The 25,041-nt window shown below is 65.7% G+C and carries 22 protein-coding genes; 10 read left to right on the top strand and 12 right to left on the bottom strand.

The features are described from left to right. The first annotated feature begins 63 nt into the window (after nucleotides 1-63). The 5 genes from BJA_RS05260 to BJA_RS05280 are packed head-to-tail and all read left to right on the top strand — an operon-like array spanning nucleotide 64 to nucleotide 4,617. The gene (locus BJA_RS05260) at nucleotides 64-1,899 is read left to right on the top strand and encodes a dipeptide ABC transporter ATP-binding protein (RefSeq protein ID WP_011083859.1); all 1,836 of its coding nucleotides are present in this window, start codon (nucleotides 64-66) and stop codon (nucleotides 1,897-1,899) included. A gap of 15 nt (nucleotides 1,900-1,914) precedes the next feature. After that, on the top strand, nucleotides 1,915-2,094 hold the full coding sequence (locus tag BJA_RS05265; protein ID WP_028172697.1) for a DUF4089 domain-containing protein: 180 nt from the start codon (nucleotides 1,915-1,917) through the stop codon (nucleotides 2,092-2,094). Between the two features lie 7 nt (nucleotides 2,095-2,101). Next, the gene (locus tag BJA_RS05270; RefSeq protein ID WP_038965237.1) at nucleotides 2,102-3,496 is read left to right on the top strand and encodes an AtzE family amidohydrolase; all 1,395 of its coding nucleotides are present in this window, start codon (nucleotides 2,102-2,104) and stop codon (nucleotides 3,494-3,496) included. Between the two features lies 1 nt (nucleotide 3,497). Then, nucleotides 3,498-3,890 (top strand): oxalurate catabolism protein HpxZ, encoded by a 393-nt coding sequence (hpxZ, locus tag BJA_RS05275; RefSeq protein WP_011083862.1) that lies wholly within the window; start codon nucleotides 3,498-3,500, stop codon nucleotides 3,888-3,890. 4 nt (nucleotides 3,891-3,894) lie between these two features. After that, the gene (locus BJA_RS05280; protein ID WP_038965238.1) at nucleotides 3,895-4,617 is read left to right on the top strand and encodes a GntR family transcriptional regulator; all 723 of its coding nucleotides are present in this window, start codon (nucleotides 3,895-3,897) and stop codon (nucleotides 4,615-4,617) included. 110 nt (nucleotides 4,618-4,727) lie between these two features. On the opposite strand, the gene atzF is transcribed toward BJA_RS05280, so the two are convergent. Together atzF and BJA_RS05290 are read right to left on the bottom strand one after the other, a co-directional pair. Then, nucleotides 4,728-6,536: an allophanate hydrolase gene (gene atzF, locus BJA_RS05285; RefSeq protein WP_011083864.1), complete on the bottom strand. Its 1,809-nt coding sequence runs from the start codon at nucleotides 6,534-6,536 to the stop codon at nucleotides 4,728-4,730. Between the two features lie 207 nt (nucleotides 6,537-6,743). Further along, a complete protein-coding gene (locus tag BJA_RS05290; RefSeq protein ID WP_011083865.1) occupies nucleotides 6,744-7,259 on the bottom strand; it encodes a MarR family winged helix-turn-helix transcriptional regulator in 516 nt (171 codons plus the stop codon). A 147-nt stretch (nucleotides 7,260-7,406) separates the two neighbouring features. Here BJA_RS05290 and BJA_RS05295 point away from each other — a divergent pair, with 147 nt between their 5' ends. Next, nucleotides 7,407-9,263: a feruloyl-CoA synthase gene (locus BJA_RS05295; protein ID WP_063921377.1), complete on the top strand. Its 1,857-nt coding sequence runs from the start codon at nucleotides 7,407-7,409 to the stop codon at nucleotides 9,261-9,263. A gap of 408 nt (nucleotides 9,264-9,671) precedes the next feature. Here the strand turns inward: BJA_RS05295 and BJA_RS05300 are convergent, their stop codons facing one another. Then, the gene (locus tag BJA_RS05300; RefSeq protein WP_011083867.1) at nucleotides 9,672-10,178 is read right to left on the bottom strand and encodes a MarR family winged helix-turn-helix transcriptional regulator; all 507 of its coding nucleotides are present in this window, start codon (nucleotides 10,176-10,178) and stop codon (nucleotides 9,672-9,674) included. A gap of 83 nt (nucleotides 10,179-10,261) precedes the next feature. On the opposite strand from BJA_RS05300, the gene BJA_RS05305 reads away from it, so the two are divergent. Genes BJA_RS05305 through BJA_RS05315 form a run of 3 tightly spaced genes read left to right on the top strand, consistent with a single transcriptional unit; the run spans nucleotide 10,262 to nucleotide 13,070 of the window. After that, nucleotides 10,262-11,470 carry a cytochrome P450 gene (locus BJA_RS05305; protein ID WP_011083868.1) on the top strand — a complete coding sequence of 403 codons (1,209 nt, stop codon included), beginning with the start codon at nucleotides 10,262-10,264 and terminating at the stop codon, nucleotides 11,468-11,470. A 12-nt stretch (nucleotides 11,471-11,482) separates the two neighbouring features. Next, nucleotides 11,483-11,806 carry a 2Fe-2S iron-sulfur cluster-binding protein gene (locus BJA_RS05310; protein ID WP_011083869.1) on the top strand — a complete coding sequence of 108 codons (324 nt, stop codon included), beginning with the start codon at nucleotides 11,483-11,485 and terminating at the stop codon, nucleotides 11,804-11,806. A 52-nt stretch (nucleotides 11,807-11,858) separates the two neighbouring features. Further along, nucleotides 11,859-13,070 carry an ABC transporter substrate-binding protein gene (locus BJA_RS05315; RefSeq protein ID WP_011083870.1) on the top strand — a complete coding sequence of 404 codons (1,212 nt, stop codon included), beginning with the start codon at nucleotides 11,859-11,861 and terminating at the stop codon, nucleotides 13,068-13,070. Nucleotides 13,071-13,360: 290 nt separating this feature from the next. Here the strand turns inward: BJA_RS05315 and BJA_RS05320 are convergent, their stop codons facing one another. Further along, on the bottom strand, nucleotides 13,361-14,626 hold the full coding sequence (locus BJA_RS05320) for an NAD(P)/FAD-dependent oxidoreductase (protein ID WP_038965243.1): 1,266 nt from the start codon (nucleotides 14,624-14,626) through the stop codon (nucleotides 13,361-13,363). 299 nt (nucleotides 14,627-14,925) lie between these two features. Between BJA_RS05320 and BJA_RS05325 the strand changes: the two genes are divergently transcribed. Next, nucleotides 14,926-16,098 (top strand): ABC transporter substrate-binding protein, encoded by a 1,173-nt coding sequence (locus BJA_RS05325; protein WP_028172709.1) that lies wholly within the window; start codon nucleotides 14,926-14,928, stop codon nucleotides 16,096-16,098. 301 nt (nucleotides 16,099-16,399) lie between these two features. Here the strand turns inward: BJA_RS05325 and BJA_RS05330 are convergent, their stop codons facing one another. The 8 genes from BJA_RS05330 to BJA_RS05365 all read right to left on the bottom strand — a co-directional run bounded on the left by BJA_RS05330 (nucleotide 16,400) and on the right by BJA_RS05365 (nucleotide 24,941). Next, the gene (locus tag BJA_RS05330; protein WP_011083873.1) at nucleotides 16,400-18,271 is read right to left on the bottom strand and encodes a bifunctional sugar phosphate isomerase/epimerase/4-hydroxyphenylpyruvate dioxygenase family protein; all 1,872 of its coding nucleotides are present in this window, start codon (nucleotides 18,269-18,271) and stop codon (nucleotides 16,400-16,402) included. Further along, nucleotides 18,268-19,005 (bottom strand): ABC transporter ATP-binding protein, encoded by a 738-nt coding sequence (locus BJA_RS05335; protein ID WP_011083874.1) that lies wholly within the window; start codon nucleotides 19,003-19,005, stop codon nucleotides 18,268-18,270. The genes BJA_RS05330 and BJA_RS05335 overlap by 4 nt, the downstream gene beginning before the upstream one ends. Before the next feature lie 11 nt (nucleotides 19,006-19,016). After that, the gene (locus BJA_RS05340; protein WP_011083875.1) at nucleotides 19,017-19,760 is read right to left on the bottom strand and encodes an ABC transporter ATP-binding protein; all 744 of its coding nucleotides are present in this window, start codon (nucleotides 19,758-19,760) and stop codon (nucleotides 19,017-19,019) included. Beyond that, complete coding sequence (locus BJA_RS05345) at nucleotides 19,757-20,755, bottom strand: branched-chain amino acid ABC transporter permease (RefSeq protein ID WP_011083876.1); 999 nt, start codon at nucleotides 20,753-20,755, stop codon at nucleotides 19,757-19,759. The genes BJA_RS05340 and BJA_RS05345 overlap by 4 nt, the downstream gene beginning before the upstream one ends. Next, nucleotides 20,752-21,627 carry a branched-chain amino acid ABC transporter permease gene (locus BJA_RS05350; RefSeq protein ID WP_011083877.1) on the bottom strand — a complete coding sequence of 292 codons (876 nt, stop codon included), beginning with the start codon at nucleotides 21,625-21,627 and terminating at the stop codon, nucleotides 20,752-20,754. Before BJA_RS05350 ends, BJA_RS05345 begins: the two co-directional genes overlap by 4 nt. A 161-nt stretch (nucleotides 21,628-21,788) precedes the next feature. Further along, nucleotides 21,789-22,919, bottom strand: a complete 1,131-nt coding sequence (locus tag BJA_RS05355; protein WP_011083878.1) for an ABC transporter substrate-binding protein — start codon at nucleotides 22,917-22,919, stop codon at nucleotides 21,789-21,791. A gap of 60 nt (nucleotides 22,920-22,979) precedes the next feature. Next, nucleotides 22,980-23,858: a shikimate dehydrogenase gene (locus BJA_RS05360; RefSeq protein ID WP_011083879.1), complete on the bottom strand. Its 879-nt coding sequence runs from the start codon at nucleotides 23,856-23,858 to the stop codon at nucleotides 22,980-22,982. 144 nt (nucleotides 23,859-24,002) lie between these two features. Further along, the gene (locus BJA_RS05365; RefSeq protein WP_011083880.1) at nucleotides 24,003-24,941 is read right to left on the bottom strand and encodes a LysR family transcriptional regulator; all 939 of its coding nucleotides are present in this window, start codon (nucleotides 24,939-24,941) and stop codon (nucleotides 24,003-24,005) included. Nucleotides 24,942-25,041 lie beyond the last annotated feature (100 nt).

A 25,041-nucleotide genomic window follows, 5' to 3' on the forward strand; every position in this document is an offset into this window, starting at 1 on the left:
TTCCAACGCCATTCTACTGTGCATGGGGTTGTTTTCGCACTTTTTGAGTGACGGGAGCCATCTATGACGGCCCAGCCCTTGCTCGACGTCCAGGACCTCACGGTCGAATTCACCACCCGCCGCGGCATCGTGAAGGCGGTGCAGCACGTCAACATCTCCGTCGCCAAGGGCGAGACGCTGGCGATCGTCGGCGAGTCCGGCTCCGGCAAGTCGGTGACGTCCTATGCGGTGATGCGCATCCTCGACCGGGCGGGGCGGATCGCCGAGGGCTCGGTGATGTTTTCCGGCATCGACGTGAAGGCTGCGACCGAAGACCAGATGCGCGACCTGCGCGGCCGCGAAGTCTCGATGATCTTCCAGAACCCGCGCGCTGCACTGAACCCGATCCGCAAGGTCGGCGACCAGATCGAGGACGTGCTGCGCACCCATGTGCAGCAGGCCCAGGTCGCCGATCACGGTGAGAAGGCGATCGAGGCGCTGGAGCAGGTCAAGATCGCCCGCCCGCGCGAGCGCTACCACGCCTATCCGTTCGAACTGTCCGGCGGCATGTGCCAGCGCGTCGTCATCGCGCTGGCGCTGGCCTGCAACCCGCAGCTCCTCATCGCGGACGAGCCGACCACGGGCCTCGACGTCACCACCCAGAAGGCGGTGATGGATTTGATCGTCGAGCTGACCAGGCGCCGCGCGATGTCGACCATCCTGATCACGCATGATCTGGGTTTGGCCGCCGCCTATTGCGACCGTGTCGTGGTGATGGAAAAGGGTCGCGTGGTCGAGACCGCCACGGCCGCCGACATTTTCGCCAACCCGCAGCACCCCTACACCAAGAAGCTGATGCGCGCGACACCGCGGCTCGGCGTGAGCCTGCGGGATCTGCTGCCGGAGGAGGAGGGGGCTTCCTTCGCCTCTCCCCGCGTGCGGGGAGAGGCCGACGCACGAAGTGCGGGGGGTGAGGGGGACTCTCCAAGCACCGTGCTCGCGGAGACGCCCCCTCACCCCAACCCTCTCAGCGCGAGCGAAGCTCGTCGCGACCCCGCAAGCGGGGAGAGGGGGAAGAGCGAACAGCCGCTCCTTCTCATCGAAAAGCTCGTGAAAGAGTATCCCCGCCAGGGCGCCACGGCCACGCTCGGCAAATTGTTCGGCCGCAAGCCGCCGGTGGAGCCGGATGTATTCCGCGCCGTCGACGGCATCAGCTTCTCGATCGGCCATGGCGAGAGCGTCGGCCTGGTCGGCGAATCCGGCTGCGGCAAATCGACCACCTCGATGATGGTGATGCGGCTCCTGGACCAGACCTCCGGCCTGATCCAGTTCGACGGCGAGGACATCGGCGGCATCGCGCCGGCCTCGTTTGCCCGGCTGCCGCAGCGCAGCCGCATCCAGATGGTGTTCCAGGACCCGACCGACAGCCTCAATCCGCGCTTCACCGCCGCGCGCGCCATCGCCGACCCGATCATGCAGCTCGGCGACGTCAGGGGCCGCGATGCGCTGCGCGCCCGCTGCGAGGAGCTGGCCACCATGGTCGGCCTGCCGCACAATCTGCTGGATCGGTTTCCGCACCAATTGTCCGGCGGCCAGAAGGCCCGCGTCGGCATCGCCCGGGCGATTGCCCTGCACCCGAAACTCGTCATCCTGGACGAGCCGACGGCGGCGCTCGACGTCTCGGTCCAGGCCCTGGTCCTCAATCTGCTCCAGGACCTCAAGGCGCGGCTAGGTATGAGCTATCTGTTCGTCTCGCATGATTTGAACGTAGTGCGCTTGCTGTGCGATCGTGTCATTGTGATGCGGACGGGTCGAATCGTCGAGGAAGGCTCTTCCGAGAGGGTTTTGAGCGATCCGCAGGACGACTACACCAAGGAGCTGCTGACGGCGATCCCTCATCCGCCGTTGCCGGTACACTGATTGTTTGGGAGCGTGATGGCCGAGCCGCTGGACGATTATATCGACGCCGTATCGAAAGCGCTGGCATTGCCGATCGAGGAGGCCTGGAGGCCGGCGGTTCGCGCCAATCTCGAAGTGTCGCTGCGGCTCGCCCGCCTCGTCGACGAATTCGCGCTGCCGGACGAGACCGAGCCGGCGCCGATCTTCTCCGTCTGACGCCGCCATGACCACCAAGCCAGAGATGAGTGCTGCCGATATCGCCAAAGCGGTGGCTGGCGGCAAGATGTCCGCCCTCGCTGCCATCGAAGCCGCGCTTGCGCGCATCAAGCAGCACGACACCATCCTCAATTCCTTCACCGACGTCACCGCCGAGCGCGCCCTTGCGAAAGCGCGTGCGATCGACGCCGACATTGCCGCCGGCAAGGAGGTCGGCCCGCTCGCCGGCGTGCCCTTCGCGGTGAAGAATCTGTTCGATGTCGCGGGCCTGCCGACGCGTGCCGGCTCGAAGATCAACCGCGACCTCGCGCCCGCCAAGCGCGACGCCACCTTGATCGAGCGGCTGGAAGCGGCCGGCGCGGTTCTGGTCGGCGCGCTCAACATGGGCGAGTACGCCTACGACTTCACCGGCGAGAACATTCACGACGGTCCATCGCGCAATCCGCACGACACGACGCGCATGAGCGGCGGCTCCTCCGGCGGCTCCGGCAGCGCCGTCGGCGGCGCGCTGGTGCCGATTGCGCTGGGCTCGGACACCAACGGCTCGATTCGCGTGCCGTCCTCGTTCTGCGGCATTTTTGGTCTGAAGCCGACCTATGGTCGGCTGTCGCGGGCGCGGTCGTTTCCGTTCGTCGCCAGCTTCGATCATCTCGGTCCGTTCGCGCGCACCGTCACCGATCTCGCGCTCGCCTACGATGCGATGCAGGGGCCGGATGCGGGCGATGCCGCCTGCACCACACGCGGTCTGGAGCCGACGGTGCCGCTGCTCGCCAATCCGGTCTCGGACCTGCGCATCGCGATCGCCGGCGGCTACTTCCAGAAGAACGTGTTTCCCGAGGCCGTCGAAGCCGTGAGCCGCGTCGCCAAGGCGCTCGGCGCGACGCAAATCGTCGAGGTGCCCGAAGCCGCGCGTGCCCGCGCGGCGGCTTACGTCATCTCCACCACCGAAGGCGCTTCGCTGCATCTCGATCGCCTGCGCAAGCGTCCGAACGATTTCGATCCCGCCGTGCGCGACCGCCTGATCGCGGGCGCCATGGTGCCCGCGCCGCTGGTGGATCGCGCGCAAAAATTCCGCCGCTGGTATCGCGCGCAGTTTTCCGAGATCTTCAAATCGGTCGACGTGCTGCTGGCGCCGGCGACGCCGTGCACTGCGCCAAAGCTCGGGCAGGTGAATTTCAATCTCGACGGCGTCGAACTGCCGGTGCGCGCCAATATCGGCATCCACACCCAGCCGATCTCCTTCATCGGCCTGCCCGTGGTCGCGGTGCCGGTGCCGCTCGAGCCGCTGCCGATCGGCGTGCAGATCATCGCCGCGCCCTGGCGCGAGGATATCGCGTTGCGCGTCGCGCATACGTTGGAACGGATGGGCGTTGTTGCAGCGCCAGCCCCGAGAGGATTCTGAGATGGAGATCGATCTCCCAGAGGTGATCGCGGAAGTCAAAGCCGCATTCGATCGTTATGAGCAGGCCCTGGTCACCAACGACGTAACCGTGCTCGGCGAGCTGTTCCGCAACGATCCCCGCACGCTGCGCTACGGCATCGGCGAGAACCTCTATGGCTATGAGGCGATCTCCGGCTTCCGCGCCGGCCGCTCGCCGGTCGGCCTCAACCGTCGCACCGCGAAAACCGTCATCAGCAGCTATGGCCGCGACACGGCCGTCGCCTCCACCCTGTTCTATCGCGACACGGCGCCCGGCAAGGTCGGCCGGCAGATGCAGACCTGGATTCGCTTCCCGGAGGGCTGGCGCGTCGTCGCCGCCCATGTCAGCATCATCGACGAGTCGAAAGAGACCTGATCGAATGACGCTTGACGACCTTCCGCAGGGAACTCTGCCGGCCGAGTCGGTGGTGCCCCGCGTCGACCGGGCCCTGCCGTCGGTGCAGAAGGTCACGCGCGCCGAGGAACTGCGTCTTCAGCTCGCCGACGAGATCGTGCGCGGAGCCCTGGCCCCCGGCTCGCCGCTGGACGAGACCGACATCGCGCGGCGTTTCAACGTCTCGCGCACGCCGGTGCGCGAGGCCCTGCGCCAGCTGGTGGCGAGCGGCCTCGTCGAGGCCCGGCCGCACCGCGGCGCGGTGGTGGCGCAGCCGTCGATCGAACGGCTGAAGAGCATGTTCGAGGCGATGGCGGAGCTGGAAGCGCTGTGCGCCGGCCTTGCGGCCGAGCGCATGTCCGCCGCCGAACGCCACGGTCTGGAGGCCATCCACGAAGAGCTGCGTGTCCTCAGCTACACCGGCAATCCCGATCGCTTCCACGAGGTCAACGAGCGCTTCCACAACGCGATCTATGCCGGCTCGCAGAACGGTTACATCGCCGAGATCACGCTGGCGACCCGCGTCCGCGTGCAGCCGTTCCGCCGTGCCCAGTTCCGCAACCTCGGCCGTCTCGCCAAATCGCAAGCCGAGCACGACCGCGTCGTCGTCGCCATCATGCGCGGCGACAAGCAGGGCGCCGCCGCCGCCATGCGCGCCCACATCGAGTTGGTGCGCGGGGAGTACGAGATCTACGCGGTGTCGGTTTAGCGCCGCGCACTCGTGTCGTAGGGTGGGCAAAGGCGCAAAGCGCCGTGCCCACCATCTATCCTAGCTAATGGTAATGGTGGGCACGCTACACTTTGCCCACCCTACGAGAGCTACGCCGTGGCCGCCTCCGCCATATACGCGCGCCAACCGCCGTAGCTTGTGATGTCTCGCGCTTCGCCGAGCACTTCCGGCTCGACGAGAAAGCCCTTCACGCTGCGGCCGTCGGCGAGCCTGATGGTGCCGATCGCCATCGGCGCCGGAATCGCGTTGACGAACTTGCCGAACGCAGCCGCAGAAAGCGACCAGATCTCCAGCTCGATGGCCGCGCCTTTGCCGGCTGCGACGCGCAGCATGCCCGGCTTCGGTGGTGTGGTCGGAAGCGCATAGAGTTTGTAGTCCGCCGCCGTCCTGGTCGCCTCGATCAGCTTTCCGTTCAGCGCCTTCAGCTCGCCGTTCAGCGCCATGCCGGACAGATGCGCGCCGACGACGGCGATCGGAATCTCGTCGATGCCGCCTGCGGCAAGCGGCGCGAGCGCGGGTTGCGCGACGCCCTTCGCGCCGACGCTCAGCCTGGTATCCGCATGGAACACGCGGCCGATGCTCGCAAGCAGCGCATCGCGGCCGGCCGGCGCCAGCAGCGTGATCCCGAACGGGATGCCGTCGGCGCGCATCGATGCCGGCACGGCGAGGCCGCAGAGGTCGAGCAGGTTGACGAAATTGGTGTAGGTGCCGAGCCGGCTGTTGAGCTCGATCGGGTTGGCCAGCACCTGCGCGGTCGTATACGCGGTCGGCGCCGTCGGCAGCACCAGCGCATCGATATTGGCAAAGGTGCGCTCGGCGATCTTGCGCAGGCCCTGCAGGCGATAGAGCGCGGAGAAGGTGTCCGCCGCCGTCAGCCGCGCACCGGCCGCGGTGATCTCGCGCGTCACCGGATGGATCATATCGGGCGCGGACGCCAGCAGGTTCTTGATCACGAGATAGCGCTCGGCAACCCAGGGCCCTTCGTAGAGCAGTCGCGCCGTCTCGTAGAACGGCTCGAGGTCGAATTCGACCAGCGTCGCGCCGAGCGCAGTCCAGCGCTTCAGCGCCTCGCCATAAGCGGCTTCCGCCTTCTTGTCGCCGAAGAAGATCAGCTGCCCGTTGCGCGGCACGCCGAGGCGCAGGTTTGCGGGGAACGGCGTCAGCGCGCCGAGCGGCCGGTCGCGCGAGAATGGATCGGCCTGGTCAGGTCCCGCCATCACGGAGAGTGCGAGTGCAGCATCGTCCACCGTCAAGGCGAATACCGAGATGCAGTCGAGCGTGCGGCAGGCAGGCACGAGTCCCGCGGTCGAGATCATGCCGAGGCTTGGCTTCAGCCCGACGATGTTGTTGAGCATGGCCGGCACGCGGCCGCTGCCGGCGGTGTCGGTGCCGAGCGTCAGCGGCACCAGCCCGGCGCCGAGGGCGGTCGCCGAGCCCGAGCTGGAGCCACCGGGAATCAGATCCTCGCGAATCGAATTTTTGGGAATGCCGTAGGGCGAGCGTACGCCGACGAGGCCGGTTGCGAACTGGTCGAGATTGGTCTTGCCGATGATGATGGCGCCGGCCGCGCGCAGGCGCTCCACCGCGGTCGAGTCATGGGTCGGTGTGTAGGAGAAGGCGGGGCAGGCCGCCGTGGTCGGAAAGCCCAGCGCGTCGATGTTGTCCTTCACCGCGACCGGGACGCCATAGAGCGGCATGCTGGCGGCATCCGGGCGCGCGGCAAGCTTTTCAGCTTCCGCGATCGCGTCCTTCTCGTCGCGCAGGCTGATGAAGACGGCGGGATCGTTGTGGTCGCGGATGCGCTGGTAGCTGCGCGCGATCGTCTGTGCCGGCGTGAGCGTGCCCGCGCGATGCGCGGCCACAATCGCGGCGATCGTTTCAGGCTGTTCAGCCCCCATTTTCAGCCCTCATGGCGACAAAACTCCGGCAACATGTCCTCACCCGGATTGAAGCAAGCGATGTGCCATTGTGTACAGAATCCGGGCAGCGCGGCTGCTCCGGATATTATCGGGAGATCAGTAGGTTGGGGGATATTTCGGCGGCCGGGCGGGGCATCGCGCCAACGCCTTGTTCCGGGCATTTGCGCAAATTTTGGGCAGTCTGGATCAGGTGAAGCCAGCGAGGATCTGGAGCAGCCGCTCCCGGTTCTCCTTGCCGATCTTCGCCTCGACATGGCGCTCGTGCTCGTCGGCGAGCCGCTTGAACTTCGCCAGCGCCGTCTCGCCCTGGGCGGTGAGGTGCAGGGCGTGGGAGCGCCGGTCCGCCTTCGACTTGACCCGTTTCACCAGCTTGCGGTGTTCGAGGCTGTCGAGCAGATGCACAAGCCGGGCGCGCTCGATGCCGAGGCGCTTGGCCACCGCCATCTGCGACAGGCCCGGATTGGCGCCGATTACCGTCAGCACCGAATATTGCGTCGGCCGGATGTCGACCCCGCCCAGCGTCTTGATGAAGTCCTGAAAGATCCAGATCTGGAAACGCCGCACCGCGTAGCCGGCGTGTCCGACCAGCGCGTCGAGCCCTATCTCGTCCGCGTCGTTCCGCCGCGCCGCGCCGTTGCCGGCGCGTTTGCGTGGGGAAGTTTGGGCTACCGTGGCTGTCACGTCGCGTCTCCTGCCATGCATCCCTTGTAGCGCCTCGGACGGCCGTGCGGAAGATTGTTGTTGACGACAACAATTGTCGTGCCCAACATTATGGCCAAGGCAGAATGGCCAAGGCAGTCCGGAACGAGGCTGCGGCCGATCCGGACATCCGGGCGGAGGAGGAAACACATGACAGCCGCCTTACGCGGTGACGCGTCAAGTCTGTTCGCAGCGCCCAAGACGATCGCCGAGCATCGCGCCGACGGCAGCATCGTGCTGCGCTCGCCGGAGCCGTTGCACGACAGCGCGCGCTGCATCGGCGACTGGCTGGAGCAATGGGCGCGGCAGACGCCCGATGCGATCTTCCTCGCCGAGCGCGGCAATGCCGAAGCGCCATGGACCACGGTCACCTACGCGCAGGCATTGCGGCAGGTGCGTGGCGCGGCGTCATGGATCCTGTCGCAAGGCCTCAGCGCCGAACGCCCGCTCGTGATCCTCTCCGACAACAGTATCGACCATGCGCTGCTCGCGCTTGCGGCGCAGCATGTCGGTGTGCCCTCCGCCGCGATCTCGCCGGCCTATTCGCTGATGTCCAGGGATTTCGACAAGCTCAAGAGCATGATCGCGCTGCTCGAGCCGGGCGCGATCTACGTCTCCGCGACGAAGCCGTTCGCGGCGGCGCTGGCTGCGATCGAGCCGCTGCACAAGGCGCAGATCATCAGCGGCAACGGCGCTGACGCCGACGCACTCGCCTTCAGCGCCGTTGCGGCAACGCCCGAAATTGCCGACGTCGCAAAAGCCTTTGCCGCGGTGACGCCGGACACGATCGCAAAATTCCTGTTCACGTCAGGCTCGACCGGCACGCCGAAAGCCGTCATCAACACCCAGCGCATGCTGACCTCGAGCCAGCAGGCCAAGGCGCAGACCTGGACCTTCCTCGAACAGGCTGGCAGCGATCTCGTCATTCTCGACTGGCTGCCCTGGAGCCACACCTTCGGCGCCAACCACAATTTCAACCTGGTGCTGCGCAACGGCGGCTCACTCTATATCGACGGCGGCAAGCCTGCGCCCGGTCTCTTTGCGACGTCGCTCGCGAACCTGAAAAGCGTGATGCCGACGGTCTATTTCAACGTGCCGCGCGGCTTCGACATGCTGATCGCGGCATTGCGCGGTGACGAAGCGTTGCGCCGCCGCTTCTTCAGCGAGGTGAAGTTCGCCTTCTACGCGGGCGCAGCGCTGCCGCAGAACCTGTGGGACGCGCTCGAACAATTGTCCGTCGAAACCGTCGGCCGCCCGCTGCCGATGGTATCGGCCTGGGGCTCGACGGAAACCTCGCCGCTGGCGACCGACTGCCATTTCCTCGCCGAGCGCTCCGGCAATATCGGCGTGCCGATACCCGGTACCGAGCTGAAGCTCGTCACCTCCGGCGACAAGCTGGAAGTGCGCGTGCGCGGCCCCAACGTCACGCCGGGTTACTGGAAGGCGCCCGAGCTGACCAGGCAGGCGTTTGACGACGAGGGCTTTTATCTCATCGGGGATGCGGTGAAGCTTGCTGATAGCGCGCGGCCGGAGCGCGGCCTGTTCTTCGACGGGCGTGTCGCGGAGGACTTCAAGCTCAATTCCGGCACCTGGGTCAGCGTCGGCACGCTGCGGCTCGCCGGCATCGCCGCGCTGGCGCCGCTCGCGCAGGATATCGTCGTCGCCGGTCATGGCGGCGACGAGGTGCGCTTCCTGGTGTTCCCGAACATCCTGGCGTGCCGTGGGCATGCCGGTTTGCCGGAGACGGCCGATGTGAATGATGTGCTGGCACATGACAAGATCAGGGGTGCGATCGCTCAGGGGCTTGCGAAGCTGAAGCAGCAGGGCGCCAATTCCTCCGGCCACGCCACGCGCGCGCTGCTGCTCGCCGAACCGCCATCGGTCGACGGCGGCGAGATCACCGACAAGGGCTACATCAACCAGCGCGCGGTGCTGACGCGGCGCGCGGAGGCGGTGGCGCGGCTGAATGACGATGCGGCGGGGGAGTGGATTGGGTGCGTCGGGTGAATTGACGCGGAGGCGGCGCCTCATCGAGGCGATGACGCAACCGCGCAATAGCGCAGTCCTGGTCGTCTCGATGTCATTCCGGGGCGCGCCTCTTGGCGCGAACCTGGAATCCATTTCACCGCAGGGGCTGTTTCACGATGGATTCCGGGTTCGCGCTACGCGCGCCCCGGAATGACGAGCTGAGTGTGAGACAGACTGCCAATAGGCCAGCCAACCTGCCGCAATATCCTGCTCGATTCTTTTGTTGCCTAAGCAACTAATTTGTGCGAACCGTTCCGGACAAGGATGACGGTGGACGAACCGCCGCGCCTGATCTCGGAGGAAACAATGCTCGGCAGGAATGGTGCCGCGGGCAAATGCCGGCGCATGCCTGAAAGCGGCGATGCGGCGCGCTTCACGCGCGGTGCGTCAGGCGGTGCTGCTGCCCGTCACCGCGCCGAGATTTTCGTGCAGCCGGCGGAGCAGATCGATCAGCACGTCGCGCTCGTCCTTGCTCAGGCAGGACAGCAGGCGCCGTTCGCGCTCGAACGCCGCGACGATCACCTTGTCATGGGTGGCGCGGCCTCTCGCCGTCAGCGCGATCGAATGGGTGCGGCCGTCGTTCGGGTCGGTGCGGATCGACACCAGCCCGCGCTTCTCAAGGCCGGCAAGCGTCCGGCTCACCGGCCCCTTGTCGAAGCCGATGACGTGGCAGATGCGCGAGGCGGGAATACCGGGCTCGATCGCCAGCAGCGACATGATCCGCCATTCCGTGACGTTGACGCCGAACTCGCGCTGGTAGAAGGCGGTCGCGCTGTTCGAGAGCTTGTTGGCGATGAAGGTGATGAACGCCGGGACGTAACGATCGAGATCGAGCGTCGGCCCGGTCTCGGCGGGCGCGGGCTTTTGGCGGGCTCTGGTCGAGGACGGCGGCATATCGGGCTTTTGACTCGCGTGGTGCCCGAAGACCTAAGGGCAAGCGCGGCCCTTTCACAAGATCAAAATGAGGGAGGACTTCCATGAGCGCACCCGGCTCCGCGGCATCAGGCGTCCCGCATCTCGACGTCGATCCCTTCGACATGAACTTTTTTGCCGACCCCTATGCCGCGCACGAGCTGCTGCGGGAGGCGGGGCCGGTGGTCTATCTCGACAAGTGGAACGTCTATGGCGTGGCGCGCTATGCCGAGGTCCACGCCGTGCTGAACGATCCCGCGACGTTCTGCTCCAGCCGCGGCGTCGGCCTCTCCGATTTCAAGAAGGAGACGCCGTGGCGGCCGCCGAGCCTGATCCTCGAGGCCGATCCGCCCGCGCACACTCGGACCCGCGCCGTGCTGTCAAAGGTGCTGTCGCCGACCGTGATGAAGCAGGTGCGCGACCGCTTTGCCGCGGCGGCCGAGGAGCGGGTGGACGCGTTGATCGAAAAGCGCAGCTTCGATGCGATCGCCGACCTCGCCGAGGCCTATCCGCTCTCGATCTTCCCGGATGCGCTCGGGCTGAAATCCGAGGGGCGCGAGCATCTGATTCCCTACGCGAGCGTCGTGTTCAACGCGTTCGGGCCGCCCAACCAGTTGCGCCAGGAGGCGATCGCGCGCTCGACGCCTCATCAGGCCTATGTCGCCGAGCAATGCCAGCGCGAGAACCTCGCGCCCGGCGGCTTCGGCGCCTGCATTCATGCCCAGGTCGATGAGGGCGCCATCACGGCCAGCGAAGCGCCGCTGCTGGTGCGCTCGCTGCTCTCGGCCGGCCTCGACACCACCGTCAACGGCATCGGAGCGGCCGTCTATTGCCTCGCGCGCTTTCCGGAGCAATGGCAGCGCCTGCGCGGCGATCTCTCACTCGCGCGCAGCGCCTTCGAGGAGGCGGTTCGCTTCGAAAGCCCGGTGCAGACCTTCTTCCGCACCACCACACGTGAGGTCGAACTGTCGGGCGCGACGATCGGCGAAGGTGAGAAGGTGCTGATGTTTCTCGCCGCCGCCAATCGCGATCCGCGCCGCTGGGACAAGCCCGACAGCTATGACGTCACCCGCCGCTCATCCGGCCATGTCGGATTCGGCTCCGGCATCCACATGTGCGTCGGCCAGCTCGTCGCGCGCCTCGAAGGCGAAGTGATGCTGACGGCGCTGGCGCGGCGCATCGCGAAGATCGAGATCACGGGCGAGCCGAAACGCCGCTTCAACAACACGCTACGCGGGCTCGACGGCCTGCCTGTGACCATCACCCCGGCCTGACGAGGAGCCTCGATGCCCGCGATTACTTTCATCCATGCCGACGGCAAGTCCGACCGTGTCGAGACCTCGGGCGGCGAGAGCGCCATGCAGGCCGCGACCCGCCATGGCCTCGACGGTATCCTGGCCGAGTGCGGCGGCAATGCCATGTGCGCGACCTGCCACGTCTATGTCGATGAAGCCTGGCTCGCGCGCCTGCCCGCGATGGCAGATGACGAAGACGCGCTGCTCGACGGCACCGCCACCGAGCGACTGCCGAACAGCCGGCTGTCCTGCCAGATCATGATCACGCCCGCGCTCGACGGGCTCGTGCTGAGACTGCCGGAACGACAGGTCTGAATTCCAAACGTGCCGGCGACGACCGGCGCGACACACATAAGGGGAGGGAACGATGAAACACCTGAAATGGACGCTCGCGCTGGCCGCAAGCCTCGTGACCGGCGCAGCAAGCGGCGAAATCTCCGACAACGTCGTGCGCATCGGCGTGCTCAACGACATCTCCGGCATCTTCCAGGACACCAACGGCATGGGCTCGGTCGAATCCGCGCGCATGGCGGCCGAGGATTTCAACGGCGGGGGTAAGAACATCAAGGTCGAGATCGTCTATGCCGACCACCAGAACAAGGCCGATGTCGGCAATGCGATTGCGCGCAAATGGCTCGATGTCGAGGGCGTCGATGCCATCGTCGACGTGCCGAATTCTGCGGTCGGCCTCTCCATCAACACGCTGCTGCGCGACAGCCGCATGACTTTCCTGGCGTCGTCCACGGCGAGCTCGGATCTCACCGGCAAGGCCTGCTCGCCCAACACCATCCAGTGGGTCAACGACACCTGGGCGACCGGCAACACCACGGCGGCCGCGATGGTGTCGCGCGGCGGCAAGGACTGGTACTTCCTCACGGTCGATTTCGCGCTCGGCAAGGGCATCGAGGCCGAAGCGCAGAGATATATCGAGGCGCATGGCGGCAAGGTGATCGGTTCCTCCAAGCACCCGCTCGGCACGTCGGACTTTGCCTCCTTCCTGTTGCAGGCGCAGAACTCGAAGGCGCAGGTGATCGGCCTCGCCAATGCCGGCGGCGACACCATCAATGCGGTGAAACAGGCCGCCGAGTTCGGCATCCAGCAAAGCGGGCAGAAGCTCGTCGCCTTCCTGCTCTTCATCAACGATGTCCACGGCATGGGCATCAAGGTCGCGCAGGGCCTCCAGCTCATGGAAGCCTTCTACTGGGACATGAACGACGACACCCGCGCGTTTGCCAAGCGCTTCGGTGCGCGACCGGGGATGAACGGCAAGATGCCGAGCGGAAACCAGGCCGGCGTCTATGCCTCCACGCTCGCTTATCTCAACGCGGTCGCGGCGACCGGCAGCGACAACTCCAAGGACGCCGTGCCCGAGATGAAGAAGTTCAGGGGCAAGGACAAACTGTTCGGCGACACCGCCATCCGTCAGGACGGCCGCGTCGTGCATCCCATGTATCTGTTCGAGGTGAAGAGGCCGGAGGAGTCAAAATACCCTTACGACTATTACAAGCTGGTCTCGACGATTCCGGCGGAGCAGGCGTTTCGCCCGCTTGCGGAGGGCGGTTGCGAGTTGGTGAAGTAATTGCTCTTTGCCTCTCCCCGCTTGCGGGGAGAGGCGGATTGCATCGAAGATGCAATCCGGGTGAGGGGGTGCTTCCGCGAGTCACATGTCCGCGGGAACGACGATCTTTCAACGCGTCATTGCGAGCGCAGCGAAGCAACCCAGAATTCCTCCGCGGGAAGACCCTGGATTGCTTCGCGGCGCTCGCAATGACGGTGGGGGAGCATCGAAGGATTCGACTCCTACTGTCCCCGCGGAGACTCCCCCTCACCCCCGACCCTCTCCCCGCATGCGGGGAGAGGGAGAAGCCGTCACCCCACCACCTTACTACTCCCCTGCGTAATCAGCCTCGCAGCGCGCTGATCTCGCGCGTAGATCCAGAGCCAGCTCAGGGCGACGCTGAGGCGGTGGCGGAGGCCGATCAGGAAGTAGATGTGGGCGATGCCCCAGATCCACCACGCGATGGTGCCGCGCAGCTTGATGCGGCCGAAATCGATCACCGCGAGGCGCTTGCCGATCTGCGCAAGGCTGCCAGAGTGCTTGTAGCGGAACGCTCCCTTCGTCTCTCCGCGCAGGCGCGCCTTGACGGTCTCGGCGACGTGCCGCCCCTGCTGTTTGGCGGCGGGCGCGATTCCGGGCACCGGCTTGCCCTCCCAGGCACTGATCGTCACGGTGTCGCCGATGGCAAAGATCTCGGGATGGCCGGGGATCGTCAGGTCGGCCTCGACCTGCACACGGCCGGCGCGATCGGCCGGCACGCCCAGCCATTCGGCGGCGGGCGAGGCGCGCACGCCCGCGGCCCAGATCTTGGTCTTCGCGTCCAGGCGCGTGCCGCCATAGACCACGCCGTCGCGGTCGATCTCGGTGACGGGCTGGCCGAGCACGACCTCGACGCCGATCTTCTCCAGCGACGCCTGTGCATAGGCCGAGAGCTCGTCGGCGAAGCCTGCGAGCACGCGCGGCCCCGCCTCGATCAGCACCACGCGCGCCTTGGTCGTATCGATGTTGCGGAAATCTTCCGGCAGGGTGTGATGCGCCATTTCGGCGATGGTGCCGGCGAGCTCGACGCCGGTGGGGCCGGCGCCGACGATGACGAAGGTCAGCCGCGCCGCGCGCTTGGCCGGATCGGTCTCGCGCTCGGCGCGCTCGAACGCCACCAGGATGTGACGGCGCAGCGTGGTCGCGTCCTCCAGCGTCTTCAGGCCGGGCGCGAACTGCTCCCATTCGTCATGGCCGAAATAGGCGTGACGCGCGCCGGTCGCGAGCACCAGCGTGTCGTAGGGCACCTCGCTGCCGTCGTCGATCAGCACGCAGCGCCTCGTCGCATCGACGCCGCTGACCGTCGCGAACAGCGTCGTCACCTCGCGCCGGTCGCGCATGAGATGGCGGACCGGCCAGGCGATCTCGCTGGTCGCAAGCGATGCGGTCGCGACCTGGTAGAGCAGCGGCTGGAACAGATGATGGTTGCGGCGGTCGATCAGCGTGATGTCGACCGGGGTGCCCGCCAGCCGGTAGGTCGCCTCCAGCCCGCCGAAGCCGGCGCCGACGATGACGACACGATGGGGTGTGGTGGTCATGATGCGCCCTCGACTCTTGCTGCTTCTCTGTTTCATTTAAGTGCGGAAAGTGACCCGCGGTCCAATAGCCGTCATCAATCGCGGAATAGGCTGGGCGTATCGTCGTGCCGCGAAAAAGCGCCGCAGCCTCCACCGAAGTGAGTAGAATTATATTTCTTGCCATCGCCGATGGGGGCGAAATATGGTGCAGGGACGGGTGCTGAGCCATTGGCGGCTCGACAGATTTTGCGTTCAATAGAGACAGGCCCGGGGCGGCGATCACCCCGTTTCCCGGATCAATAATAAGGAGGGGAGTGGTTATGAGGACGGCATTCTGGCTGGCGGGCGCAGCGGCGCTGGTGCTGGCAAATCCGGCATTCGCCGGCGACACCATCAAGATCGGTTTCGTCTCGACCTTCAGCGGCCCGACCGCCGTGATCGGCAATGACATGCGCAACTCGTTCGAGCTGGCGCTGGATCATCTTGGCCGCAAGATGGACGGCAAGCCGGTCGAGGTGATCTACGAGGACGACGGCCAGAAGCCCGATGTCGGCAAGCAGAAGACCGAGAAGCTGGTGCAGTCCGACAAGGTCGATTTCATCGTCGGCTATATCTGGTCGAACGTGCTGCTGGCTTCCTTGAAGACCGCGGTGGACTCGCAGACCTTCCTGATCTCGGCCAATGCCGGCCCGTCGCAGCTCGCCGGCGAGCTCTGCTCACCTTACGTGTTCTCGACCTCCTGGCAGAACGACCAGACGCCGCAGGCCATGGGCCTCTACATGAACCAGAAGGGCGTCAAGAGCGTCTTCCTGATCGGGCCGAACTACGCGGCCGGCAAGGACATGCTCGCGGGCCTCAAGAACACCTTCAAGGGTGAGATCAAGGGCGAAGAATACACGGTCTGGCCGAGCCAGCTCGACTTCTCCGCCGAGCTCTCCAAGGCCCGCGCTTCCGGCGCCGAGTCGATCTTCGTGTTCTACCCCGGTGCCGCCGGCGTGCAGTTCCTCAATCAATATACCCAGGCCGGCCTGAAGAGCACGATGCCGCTCTACACCGCCTTCACCGTCGACGAGCTGTCGTTGCCGCTCCAGAAGGAGAACGCGTTAGGGGTTCCCGGCGCGCAGCAGTGGGTGAACGACCTGCCCAACGAGCAGAACAAGCGCTTCGTTGCCGACTACCGCAAGAAGTACCCCAATCTGCGTCCGACCTATTACGGCGCCCAGACCTACGACGCCGCCCAGCTCATCAACAGCGCCGTCGTCGCGGTGAAGGGCGACACCAGCAAGAAGGACGCGATGAAGGCCGAGATGGAGAAGGCCAACTTCAAGTCGCTGCGCGGTGCGTTCAAGTACGGCAACAACCACATCCCGGTGCAGAGCTTCTATCTCCAGGACGTGGTCAAGGACGCCGATGGCCAGCTCGCGCTGAAGACGGTCGCCACCATCGTCGAGAACGACCAGGATCGCTTCCATCAGAAGTGCGCGATGAAGTGAGCTGGTTGGGCGAGCTCTCTCCTCTCCCTCTCCCCGTTCTTACGGGGAGAGGGGCGGAGTGAGGGGCTGTCTCCGCGAGGACGGAGCGAGTCGAATTCCTCGAAATTCCCCACATCGTCATTGCGAGCGCAGCCAGAGCCTTTCCGCGGAGGGATTCTGGATTGCTTCGCTGCGCTGGCAACGACGTATTGAGAGAGTGGTGCTCCCGATTGTCATGTCTCTCGCGGAGACTCCCCCTCACCCGGAATCCGCGCTACGCGCGAATTCCGGCCTCTCCCCGCGAGCGGGGAGAGGTGAAGAGCTACACCCGCGGCATGCTCGCGGGCCGCACTTCGCGTGATTGCGCCGCGAGCCTGATCCCGGCATTGGCCGCGCCGAAGCCCTGATAATTCCTTCGTTCGACGATCTCAAAGAAGAAGCGCTCGTCGAAGATGTGGGTGTAGACCTGGAAGAACTCGCCGTCGCCCTCGCGGTCATAGAGGATGTGGTTGGCGCGTAGCTGCGCCATCAGGTCGGGCGCGAGGTCGTATTTGGCTTCGATGTCGTCGTAGTAGTTGTCGGGAATATCCAGAAAGCCCGCGCCGCGGGCGCGCATCGCTGCGACCGCTGCAAAGATGTCCCGGCATGCAAACGCGACGTGCTGCACGCCTGAGCCGAAGAACTCCGAGATGAAGCGGGCCGGCAGGGTGCGGTTGGCGGAGGAGCCGTTGAGCACGAAACGCAGGCTCTGGTCGCCGTTGATGACGGCCTGGCTCTGCACGAGGCCCCTGGGATCGGCGATCTCCATCTGCGGCAGGCGCTTGAGGTCGAGGATGCCGGTGTAGAACAGCAGCCAGGACAGCATCTCGTCATAGGGCATCGACTGCGCGATATGGTCGACGGCGAGCAGCGCGTCCGCGCTCGCCTCGCTCGCAACCGGTTCGAAATCGGTGTCCCAGTTCTTGCCGGCCTGATCAAGGAAATAAAGCAGGCTGCCGCCGACGCCGTGGATCGCCGGAATCTCCAGCTCGCCCGGCCCGACCGGCTGGTAGAAGGTGCGCGTCTTCAATGCTTCGGCGCGCTGCATGGCAAGGCCGGCATTGTCGACGTCGAGCGCGATGGCGCAGACGCCGGGGCCGTGCGTGACGTAGTGCGAATGCGCGAAGCCGTCGGTCTCGCAATTGATGACGAGCTCGACCTTGCCCTGCGACCAGCGCTCCACCGCCTTGCTGCGATGCTCGCCGGTCTTGCGGAATCCGAGCTGCGACAACAGGCGGGCGAGTTCGCCGGCCTTGGTCTCGTTGACGGCAAACTCGATGAAGCCGGTGCCGTGACTTTTGGCCTTCGGCGCCAGTGGTTCGCTGACGAGCTTCGGCCAATCCGGTGCAAGCTGGTCCTCCAGCAGAATCAGCGAGCGCAGGCCGTCGATGGCGGTCTGGGCCGCCGAGCCGGCGCGGAACTGGTCGTTGAAAATCTCCAGCGACAGCGGTCCGGCATAGCCGGTCGCCGCGACCGCCGCCATGAATTCGCCGACCGGCAGATCGCCCTGGCCGGGGAACGAGCGGAAGTGCCGGCTCCAGGACAAGATGTCGAGCTCGAGCTTTGGTGCGTCGGCGAGCTGCACCAGAAAGATCTTGTCGCCGGGGATCGAGGCCATCGCGCGGACCGGAAAGCCCGGGGCGAGTGCATGAAAACTGTCGAGGATGACGCCGATCGCGGGATGATCGGCGCGCCGCACGATCTCCCAGGCATCGCGGTAGTCGTTGACGTGCCGTCCCCAGGCCAACGCCTCGTAGCCGACGCGCAAGCCCCGCTTGGCCGCGCGATCGCCGAGCTCGCGAAAATCGTCCGCGGCGCGGTCGATGCCGCCGAGCGAGCTGGGGGAGACGTTGGAGCAGATCAGCAGCAGGTCGGTGCCGAGCTCCTGCATCAAGTCGAACTTGCGCTCGGCGCGGGCAAAGTTGCGCGCGCGCTGCGGCTCCGGCATGCCCTCGAAATCGCGGAACGGCTGGAACGCGCAGATCTTGAGGTTGAGATCGCGGCAGAGCTTTGCGATGTCGCGCGGGCCTGCGCCGAACGACAGCAGGTCGTTCTCGAAGATCTCGACCTCGTCGAAGCCGGCGGCTGCGATGGCGCGCAGCTTTTCATCCAGCGCCCCTGAGAGAGAGACGGTCGCGATCGAGCGCTTGTTCATGCTGCTGTCTCCTCCATGGCTCCCCCTAGGAAGAGCTGGCCGATGCGGGGATCGTTCAGGATGCGCTTCGCGCCGTCGACCATGCGGGTCTGGCCGAGCTCGAGCACGATGCCGATATCGGAGATCTCCAGCGCCGAGCGCGCGTTCTGCTCGATCATCAGGATAGTGACGCCGCGGTCGCGCAGGCTCTTGAGGATGTCGAAGGTCTGCTGCACCATCAGCGGCGACAGGCCGATCGAGGGCTCGTCGATCAGCACGAGCTTCGGCTCGAGTAGCAGCGAGCGGGCGATCTCGAGCTGCTTCTGCTCGCCGCCCGAGAGCGTCGATGCCTGCTGTGCCGACTTGCGACGGAGCGCCGGAAACAGGTCAAGTGCCGCCTCGATCCGCTTGGGCAGGTCGAGACCCTTTCCGGCGGCGACGCCGCCGAGCTCGACATTGTGGCGCACCGACAGCTCGGGGAAGATGTTGCGGCCCTGCGGAACGTAGCAGACACCGGCATTGAGCAGCGCGCGCTGGCTTAAGTTCGTGACGTCGCGACCGGCAAAACTGACCTTGCCCTCGCGCAGCTTGAGCAGGCCGAAGATCGCCTTGAACACGGTCGACTTACCGGCGCCGTTGGGGCCGATGATGGTGGTGATGGTGGCCTGCGGAACGGAAAACGTCGTGCCGTTCAGGATCGTCATCTTGCCGTAGCCGCCGACGAGATTGTGAACCGAGAGGATCGGGTCGCTCATGGCTCGTGCCCTCAATGTCCCAGATAAGCTTCGATCACGGCCGGGTTCTTGCGGACCTCGTCCGGCCGTCCCATCGCCAGCACCTTGCCTTCCGCCATCACCATCACGCGCGAGCACAGCGACATCACGAACTCCATGTTGTGCTCGATCACGACGAAGGTCGCGTTCTTCTGGCGGTTGATCGCGACCAGCCGGTCCTTCAGGTCCGCCAGCATCGACGGGTTGACGCCGCCGGCGGGCTCGTCGAGCAGCACGAGGCGCGGTCCGCCCATGAAAGCCATGGCGGCATCGAGCAGCTTCTGCTGGCCGTAGGAGAGGCCGCCGGCAGGTTCAGCCGCGAGGTGATCGAGCTTGAAGAAGCCGATCATCTGGTTGGCGGCCTCCGTCAGCCCGGCATCGGAGCGGCCGACCAGGCGCGAGGCCATGTTGCCCTGGTGCTCCTGTCCCGCGAGGATCAAATTCTCGCGCACCGACAGTTTTGGAAATACCTGCAACAGCTGGAAGGTGCGGCTGACACCGAGCTTGTTGAGCTCGGAGGGGCGCAGCCCCGTGACCACCTTGCCGTCGAGCTTCACTTCGCCACCGGATGGCGTGAGCTGGCCGAGAATGCAGTTGAATAGCGTGGACTTGCCGCAGCCGTTCGGTCCGATCAGACCGAGGATCTCGCCCTCGCGCACGTCGAAGCTGACGTCGGCGACGGCGCTGATGCCGCCAAAATTCTTCTTGATGTTGGTGACTTCGAGGACCGCACTCATTGCACCGTCTCCAGCCGGGATTTTGCCACGGCGCGCAGCGCAGAGGCCGCCTTGGTGCGGCGCTCGGCGAGATAGCGGTCGAGGATTCCCAAAATGCCGGTCGGCGACCAGATCAGCAGCAGCATCACCGCGATCGCATAGAGCATCAGGTAATACCCTTCCGTGAAGCGCAGCCATTCCGGCAGCAGCACCGCGATCATCGCGCCCAGGAAGGGACCGAAATAGAAGCCGGCGCCGCCGACGATCACCATCATCAGTAGATCGAGCGAGAGCGACAGGTTGAACGGCACCGGATCGATATATTGCGTCAGCGGCGCGTAGAGCGCGCCGGCAACGCCGCCAAGCGCCGAGCCGATCGCAAACGCCATCAGCGTGTAGCGCCTTGTGTCGATGCCGAGCGATTGCGCGCGCAGCGGGTTTTCGCGCAGCGCCATGAAGGCGCGGCCCCAGGGCGAGCGGATCAGCCACCACACCGCGAGCGAGACGATCGCGAGCGAGCCGAGGCAGACATAGTAGAAGGGCAGGGGCTTGTTGGTCGCGATTCCGAAGAAATGCGGGCGCGGAATGTTGGAGATGCCGTAGATGCCGCCCGTCAGCCAGCTCTCGTTGCGGAACACGAGGAAGGCCAATGTCGAGAAGGCGAGCGTGACGAAAGCGAGGTAGTGGTGCTGCACGCGCAGCGCGGGATAGCCGAGCACCCAGCCGACGCCGAAGCTCAAGACGATCGCAACCAGGATCGCGACCGGCAGCGGCCAGCCATGGGTGGTCATGATCGCCGCCGCATAGGCGCCGATGCCGACGAAGGCGCCTTGGGCAAGCGAGACCTGGCCGGCATAGCCGAGCGTGAGGTTGAGGCCCATCGCGGCGATGGTCATCACCGCCCACTGGCTCAGGATGAACAGGCCGTAGCGGTTGAAGTTCATGGGGACGATGATCAGGCCGGCGATGACGATGAGGCCGAGCGCGATCTTCAGGGGTTTGCCAAAGCTGCTCATACCGTGCGCTCCTCGGCGCGGCCGAGCAGTCCTTGCGGCCGGAACAGGATGACGACGATCAGGAAGATCAGCGGCACGGCCGCGCGGTATTGCGTCGAGACGTAGCTTGCCGCGAGATTGTCGAGCACGCCGATCAACAGGCCGCCCGCGATCGCGCCGCGCACCTGGTTGAAGCCGCCGACGATCGCCGCGATGAAGGCGGCCTGGCCCAGCACCTCGCCGGACGAGAATTTCGCGAGGTAAATCGGCGTGATCAGCAGCGAGGCCAGCGCGACCAGGAAGGCGTTGATCAGGAAGGTCAACAGGATCATGCGCTCCACGGGCACGCCGATGATGCGCGCCACCGTCGGATTCTGGGCGGCCGCCTGCATCTGGTGGCCGAGCGAGGTGCGGTTGAGGAGCGAGGTCAGGCCGAAGACTGCAAGAATGGCGACGACGAGGACGCCGATGCTTTGCAGCGAGACGGCGTGGCCGAGGATGGAGATATCGCCGGTCGGCACGATCGAGGGGAAGGGCGAGGCCTCCGCGCTGAAGAACTGCTTCACCGATTCCTTGATGCCGATCGCCAGCGCCATGGTCGCGATCGCCAGCGGCAGCACGCCATGGCGCATCATCGGATCGACCAGCAGCATCTTGAAGGCGAGGCCGAGCAGGATCATCGAGAGCAGGATGCCGAGGATGATCGCGAGCCAGAACGGCGCGCCAACATGCATCGTCGCGAGCATCAGGAACGCCGGCAGCATCACGAACTCGCCCTGCGCGAAATTGATGGTCTGCGAGGTCTGCCACAGCAGCGTGAAGCCGACCGCGACCAGTGCATAGATGGCGCCGGTGGCAAGTCCTGCGACCAGAAGATCGAACAGATTGGACATTTTCCCCTCTCTCCTCTCCCTCTCCCCGCTTGCGGGGAGAGGGTCGGGGTGAGGGGGAGTCTCCGCGAAGTCAGTGACAGTTGGACTCGCGGAAGCTCCCCCTCACCCGCCGCGCTTCGCGCGTCGGCCTCTCCCCGCGTGCGGGGAGAGGCAAAGAAGCCTCACTTCACCTTCGGCAGCACCTGCTTCACCACCTGCTTGCCTTCGACCACTTCGACCAGAAAACTCTGGCGGTCGATGTCGCCGGTCTCGCTGAAGGTGACGTCCATCAGGATGCCCGGCTCGTCGGCGGCCTTGATGGTCAGGCCGTGCAGCGTATCGGCGAACGCCTTGGAATCGACCTTGCCCATCTTTTCGGTGGTGGCCTTCACCATGTAGACGGCGAGGTAGCCCTTCAGGCCGTTGTGGTCCGGCACGTAATTGTACTTCTTGGAAAACTTCTCGCGGAACGCCTTGATCAGGTCGACCGGTGCGTCCGTGGTGAGGCCGACATGGCCGCGCGCGCCGTTGGCGGCATCGCCGGCAAGCTCGATCACCTTCTGGCCGATCAGCGTGGTCTCGCCCATCAGCGGCGCGGTGACGCCCTGGCGCTTCAGCTCTTTCAGGATGCGCGCGCTCTCTTCCTCGTTGAGATAGACGAATACGGCGTCGGGATTGGCAGACTTGATCTTGCCGACGTCGGCGGCGAAGTCGGCCTGGCCTGCTTCGGTGGAGAGATCGGCGACGACCTTGGAGCCGAGCCGGTCGAGCTCCTTCACGACGACGTCGCGTCCGCCGCGGCCGAAGTCGTTGTTGACCCAGACCACCGCGACCGACTTCGCCTTCATCTCGTCGTGGATGTATTTCGCGACCTTCGGCATCGAGGATTGCTGGCCGAACGAGGTGCGGAACAGGAACTTGTTGCCGGCTTGCGTCAGCTCGGCGGCTTCGCCGCCCATGATCTGCGCGATGCCGGCTTCGGCCGCGAGCGGTGCGGTGACCTTCACCGAGCCGGAATAGCCGGGTCCGAGCAGCACATAGGGCTCGGCATCGAGTGCCTTCTGCACTTGCGCGCGGGCAACGCCCGGATTGGATTGCGAGTCGGCATGGGTGACCTCGAGCTTGCGGCCGAGCACGCCGCCCTTGGCGTTGATCTCCTCGATCGCGAGGTCGATGCCGTTCTTCCAGTTGGTGCCGACGGTGGCGCCGCCGCCCGACAGCTCGGCGACGTCGGCGAGCTTGATCGCCTGTGCGTGGACGCTGGTTGCAGTCGCGAAGGCAAGCAGGGCGCCTGCCAGAATAGTCGATTTCATCGTCTCTCCTCCCGTTCCCTCTGATGTTGTTGTCCGCGGCCTTGTGTCCGGCCGCTTCGGTTACGCTGCGTGATAGGCTGAGCTTCGTGCCGCCATCACCTCGTCAAAAGCCTCTCCCATGACTTCGGTCGATGGGGCAAGGCCGGTGAACAGTTCGAAAGCGTCGGCGGCCTGGTAGATCGCAAGCTCCCGCCCGGTCATGATCTTCGCGCCGCGCTCCTGCGCCGCGGCCAGCAGCGGCGTGATCAGCGGCGAATAGACGGCGTCGGCCACCCAGAGCTTCTCGTGCAGCAGCGCAGCCGGAACAGGCATGCCGCGGTTCGGCAGCATGCCGACCGGCGTGCCGTTGACGAGGCCGGTCGCGCCGTCGAGCGCGTCCTCGACGCTTTTCGCGACCCTGGCGCCGCCATGCTTGGCAAGCAGTGCGGCAAGTTTTTCGGCCCGCGCCGGTTCGGAGTCGAAGATGCGGAGGTCGGCGACCTCAAGGCTCGCCAGTGCGAAGGCGATCGCCTTGCCGACGCCGCCCGTGCCGATCACGGCAACCGCATTTCCAGACGGCGCCAGCAGCGGCGCCACCGCGCGCGCAAAGCCGGTGGTGTCGGTGTTGTGGCCGGTCAGGCGGCCGTCCCTGACAACGACGGTGTTGACCGCGCCCATCGCGGCGGCGCCCGGCGCCAGTGCGTCGAGCAGTGGGACCACCGCTTCCTTGTAAGGATAGGTCACGTTGACGCCGGCAAAGCCGAGCCGCCGCACGCCTTCGAGCATCAGCCTCAGTCCGGCCGCGTCGGCGCCTGCGACCTCGATCAGCTGGTAGTGACCGCGCAGGCCGAGCGCCTCGGCGGCGCGCTCATGCATGGCGGGGGAAGCGGAATGCGCGATCGGCGCGCCGATCAGGCCGGTGAGGAGTTTCTTGCTGGCGGCGTATCCGCGCTTCGACATGGTTCGCTATCGTCTCGTTGGGAGCGTTCGGTCCCGGCCATTAGCGGGGAGACCTGCGCAATTCCAAGGGGGCTTCCGCGTGCGACGATAGCCCTTCCCTCGCCTAACACAATTACCCTTATGCCCCGCAAACCTAACATCATGTTATTTCTTCCGTCCGCGCGCAGGCGCAGCCCTGCCGTTGCCGCGGGACGGCTCGACCGCGCGCATCTCGGCGCGCAGGGATTCGATGAAATACTCGACGTGAAGCGACAGCGGTGCGCCGCGCTTCACCGCGATATAGGTGTCGAACCGCGTCGGCTCGGTGATCTTGAGCAGCTCGATGCCGGGATAGCCGCCATGGGCCACCGTGAACTGGTCGATGACGGCGATGCCGAGCCCCGCTTTCACCAGCGCGCAGACCGTGGTGCCGAAGCGCGCGCGGATGGTGATGTTGTAATCGAGCCGGTTGCGCGAAAAGATCCCGGCCATGATCCGGCCGTAGGGGTCGTTCGGATCGATGCCGATCAGCGGGTAGCGGGTGATCTCGGCCGCCGACACCTGCTTGCGGCCGGCCAGCTCGTGGCCGGGCGGCACGATGCAATAGAGCTCGCCCGAGGCGAGCGGCAGGAAGTCGAGCCCGGAATGCTCGAGCCGGTAGCTCATCGCCACGCACTCGCCGCGGCCGAGCAGGAGATAGTCGATGGCCTCCTCGAGCTTGAGGATGTTGATGTCGATGCCGAGATCGGGATAGCGGCGCCGGACGCGCTCGATCGCGCGCGGCACCATCACCTGCGAGATGCTCGGCACCGAGCCGATGCGCAATTCCGACAGGCCGCCGCGGCCGATCTTGGAGATGATCTCCGAGAGGTCGTCGACCTTCTTGTAGACGCCGTTGATCTGCTCGAAGATGTTCTCGGCTTCCGGCGTCGGGAAGTAGCGGCCGTTCTGGCGCTGGAAGAAGCGGATGCCGAGCGAGCGCTCGGTGTATTTGACGAGGCGGCTGATCCCCGGCGCCGAGACGTTGAGCAGCTTCGCCGCACCGCCAATGGTGCCCGTCACCATCACGGCACGGATCACTTCAACCTGGCGCAGCGTCATCATGTCCCGGGCTTCCGAAAGAGGATCGTGCGGCGATCATCTCACGAGAGAAGCGAGGTCAGCCAGCGGCAAATGGCGAGCCATGGCAGCGCAGCGAGCGATT

Origin of the sequence: Bradyrhizobium diazoefficiens USDA 110 (assembly GCF_000011365.1) — a bacterium.
Taxonomy (GTDB): Bacteria; Pseudomonadota; Alphaproteobacteria; order Rhizobiales; family Xanthobacteraceae; genus Bradyrhizobium; species Bradyrhizobium diazoefficiens.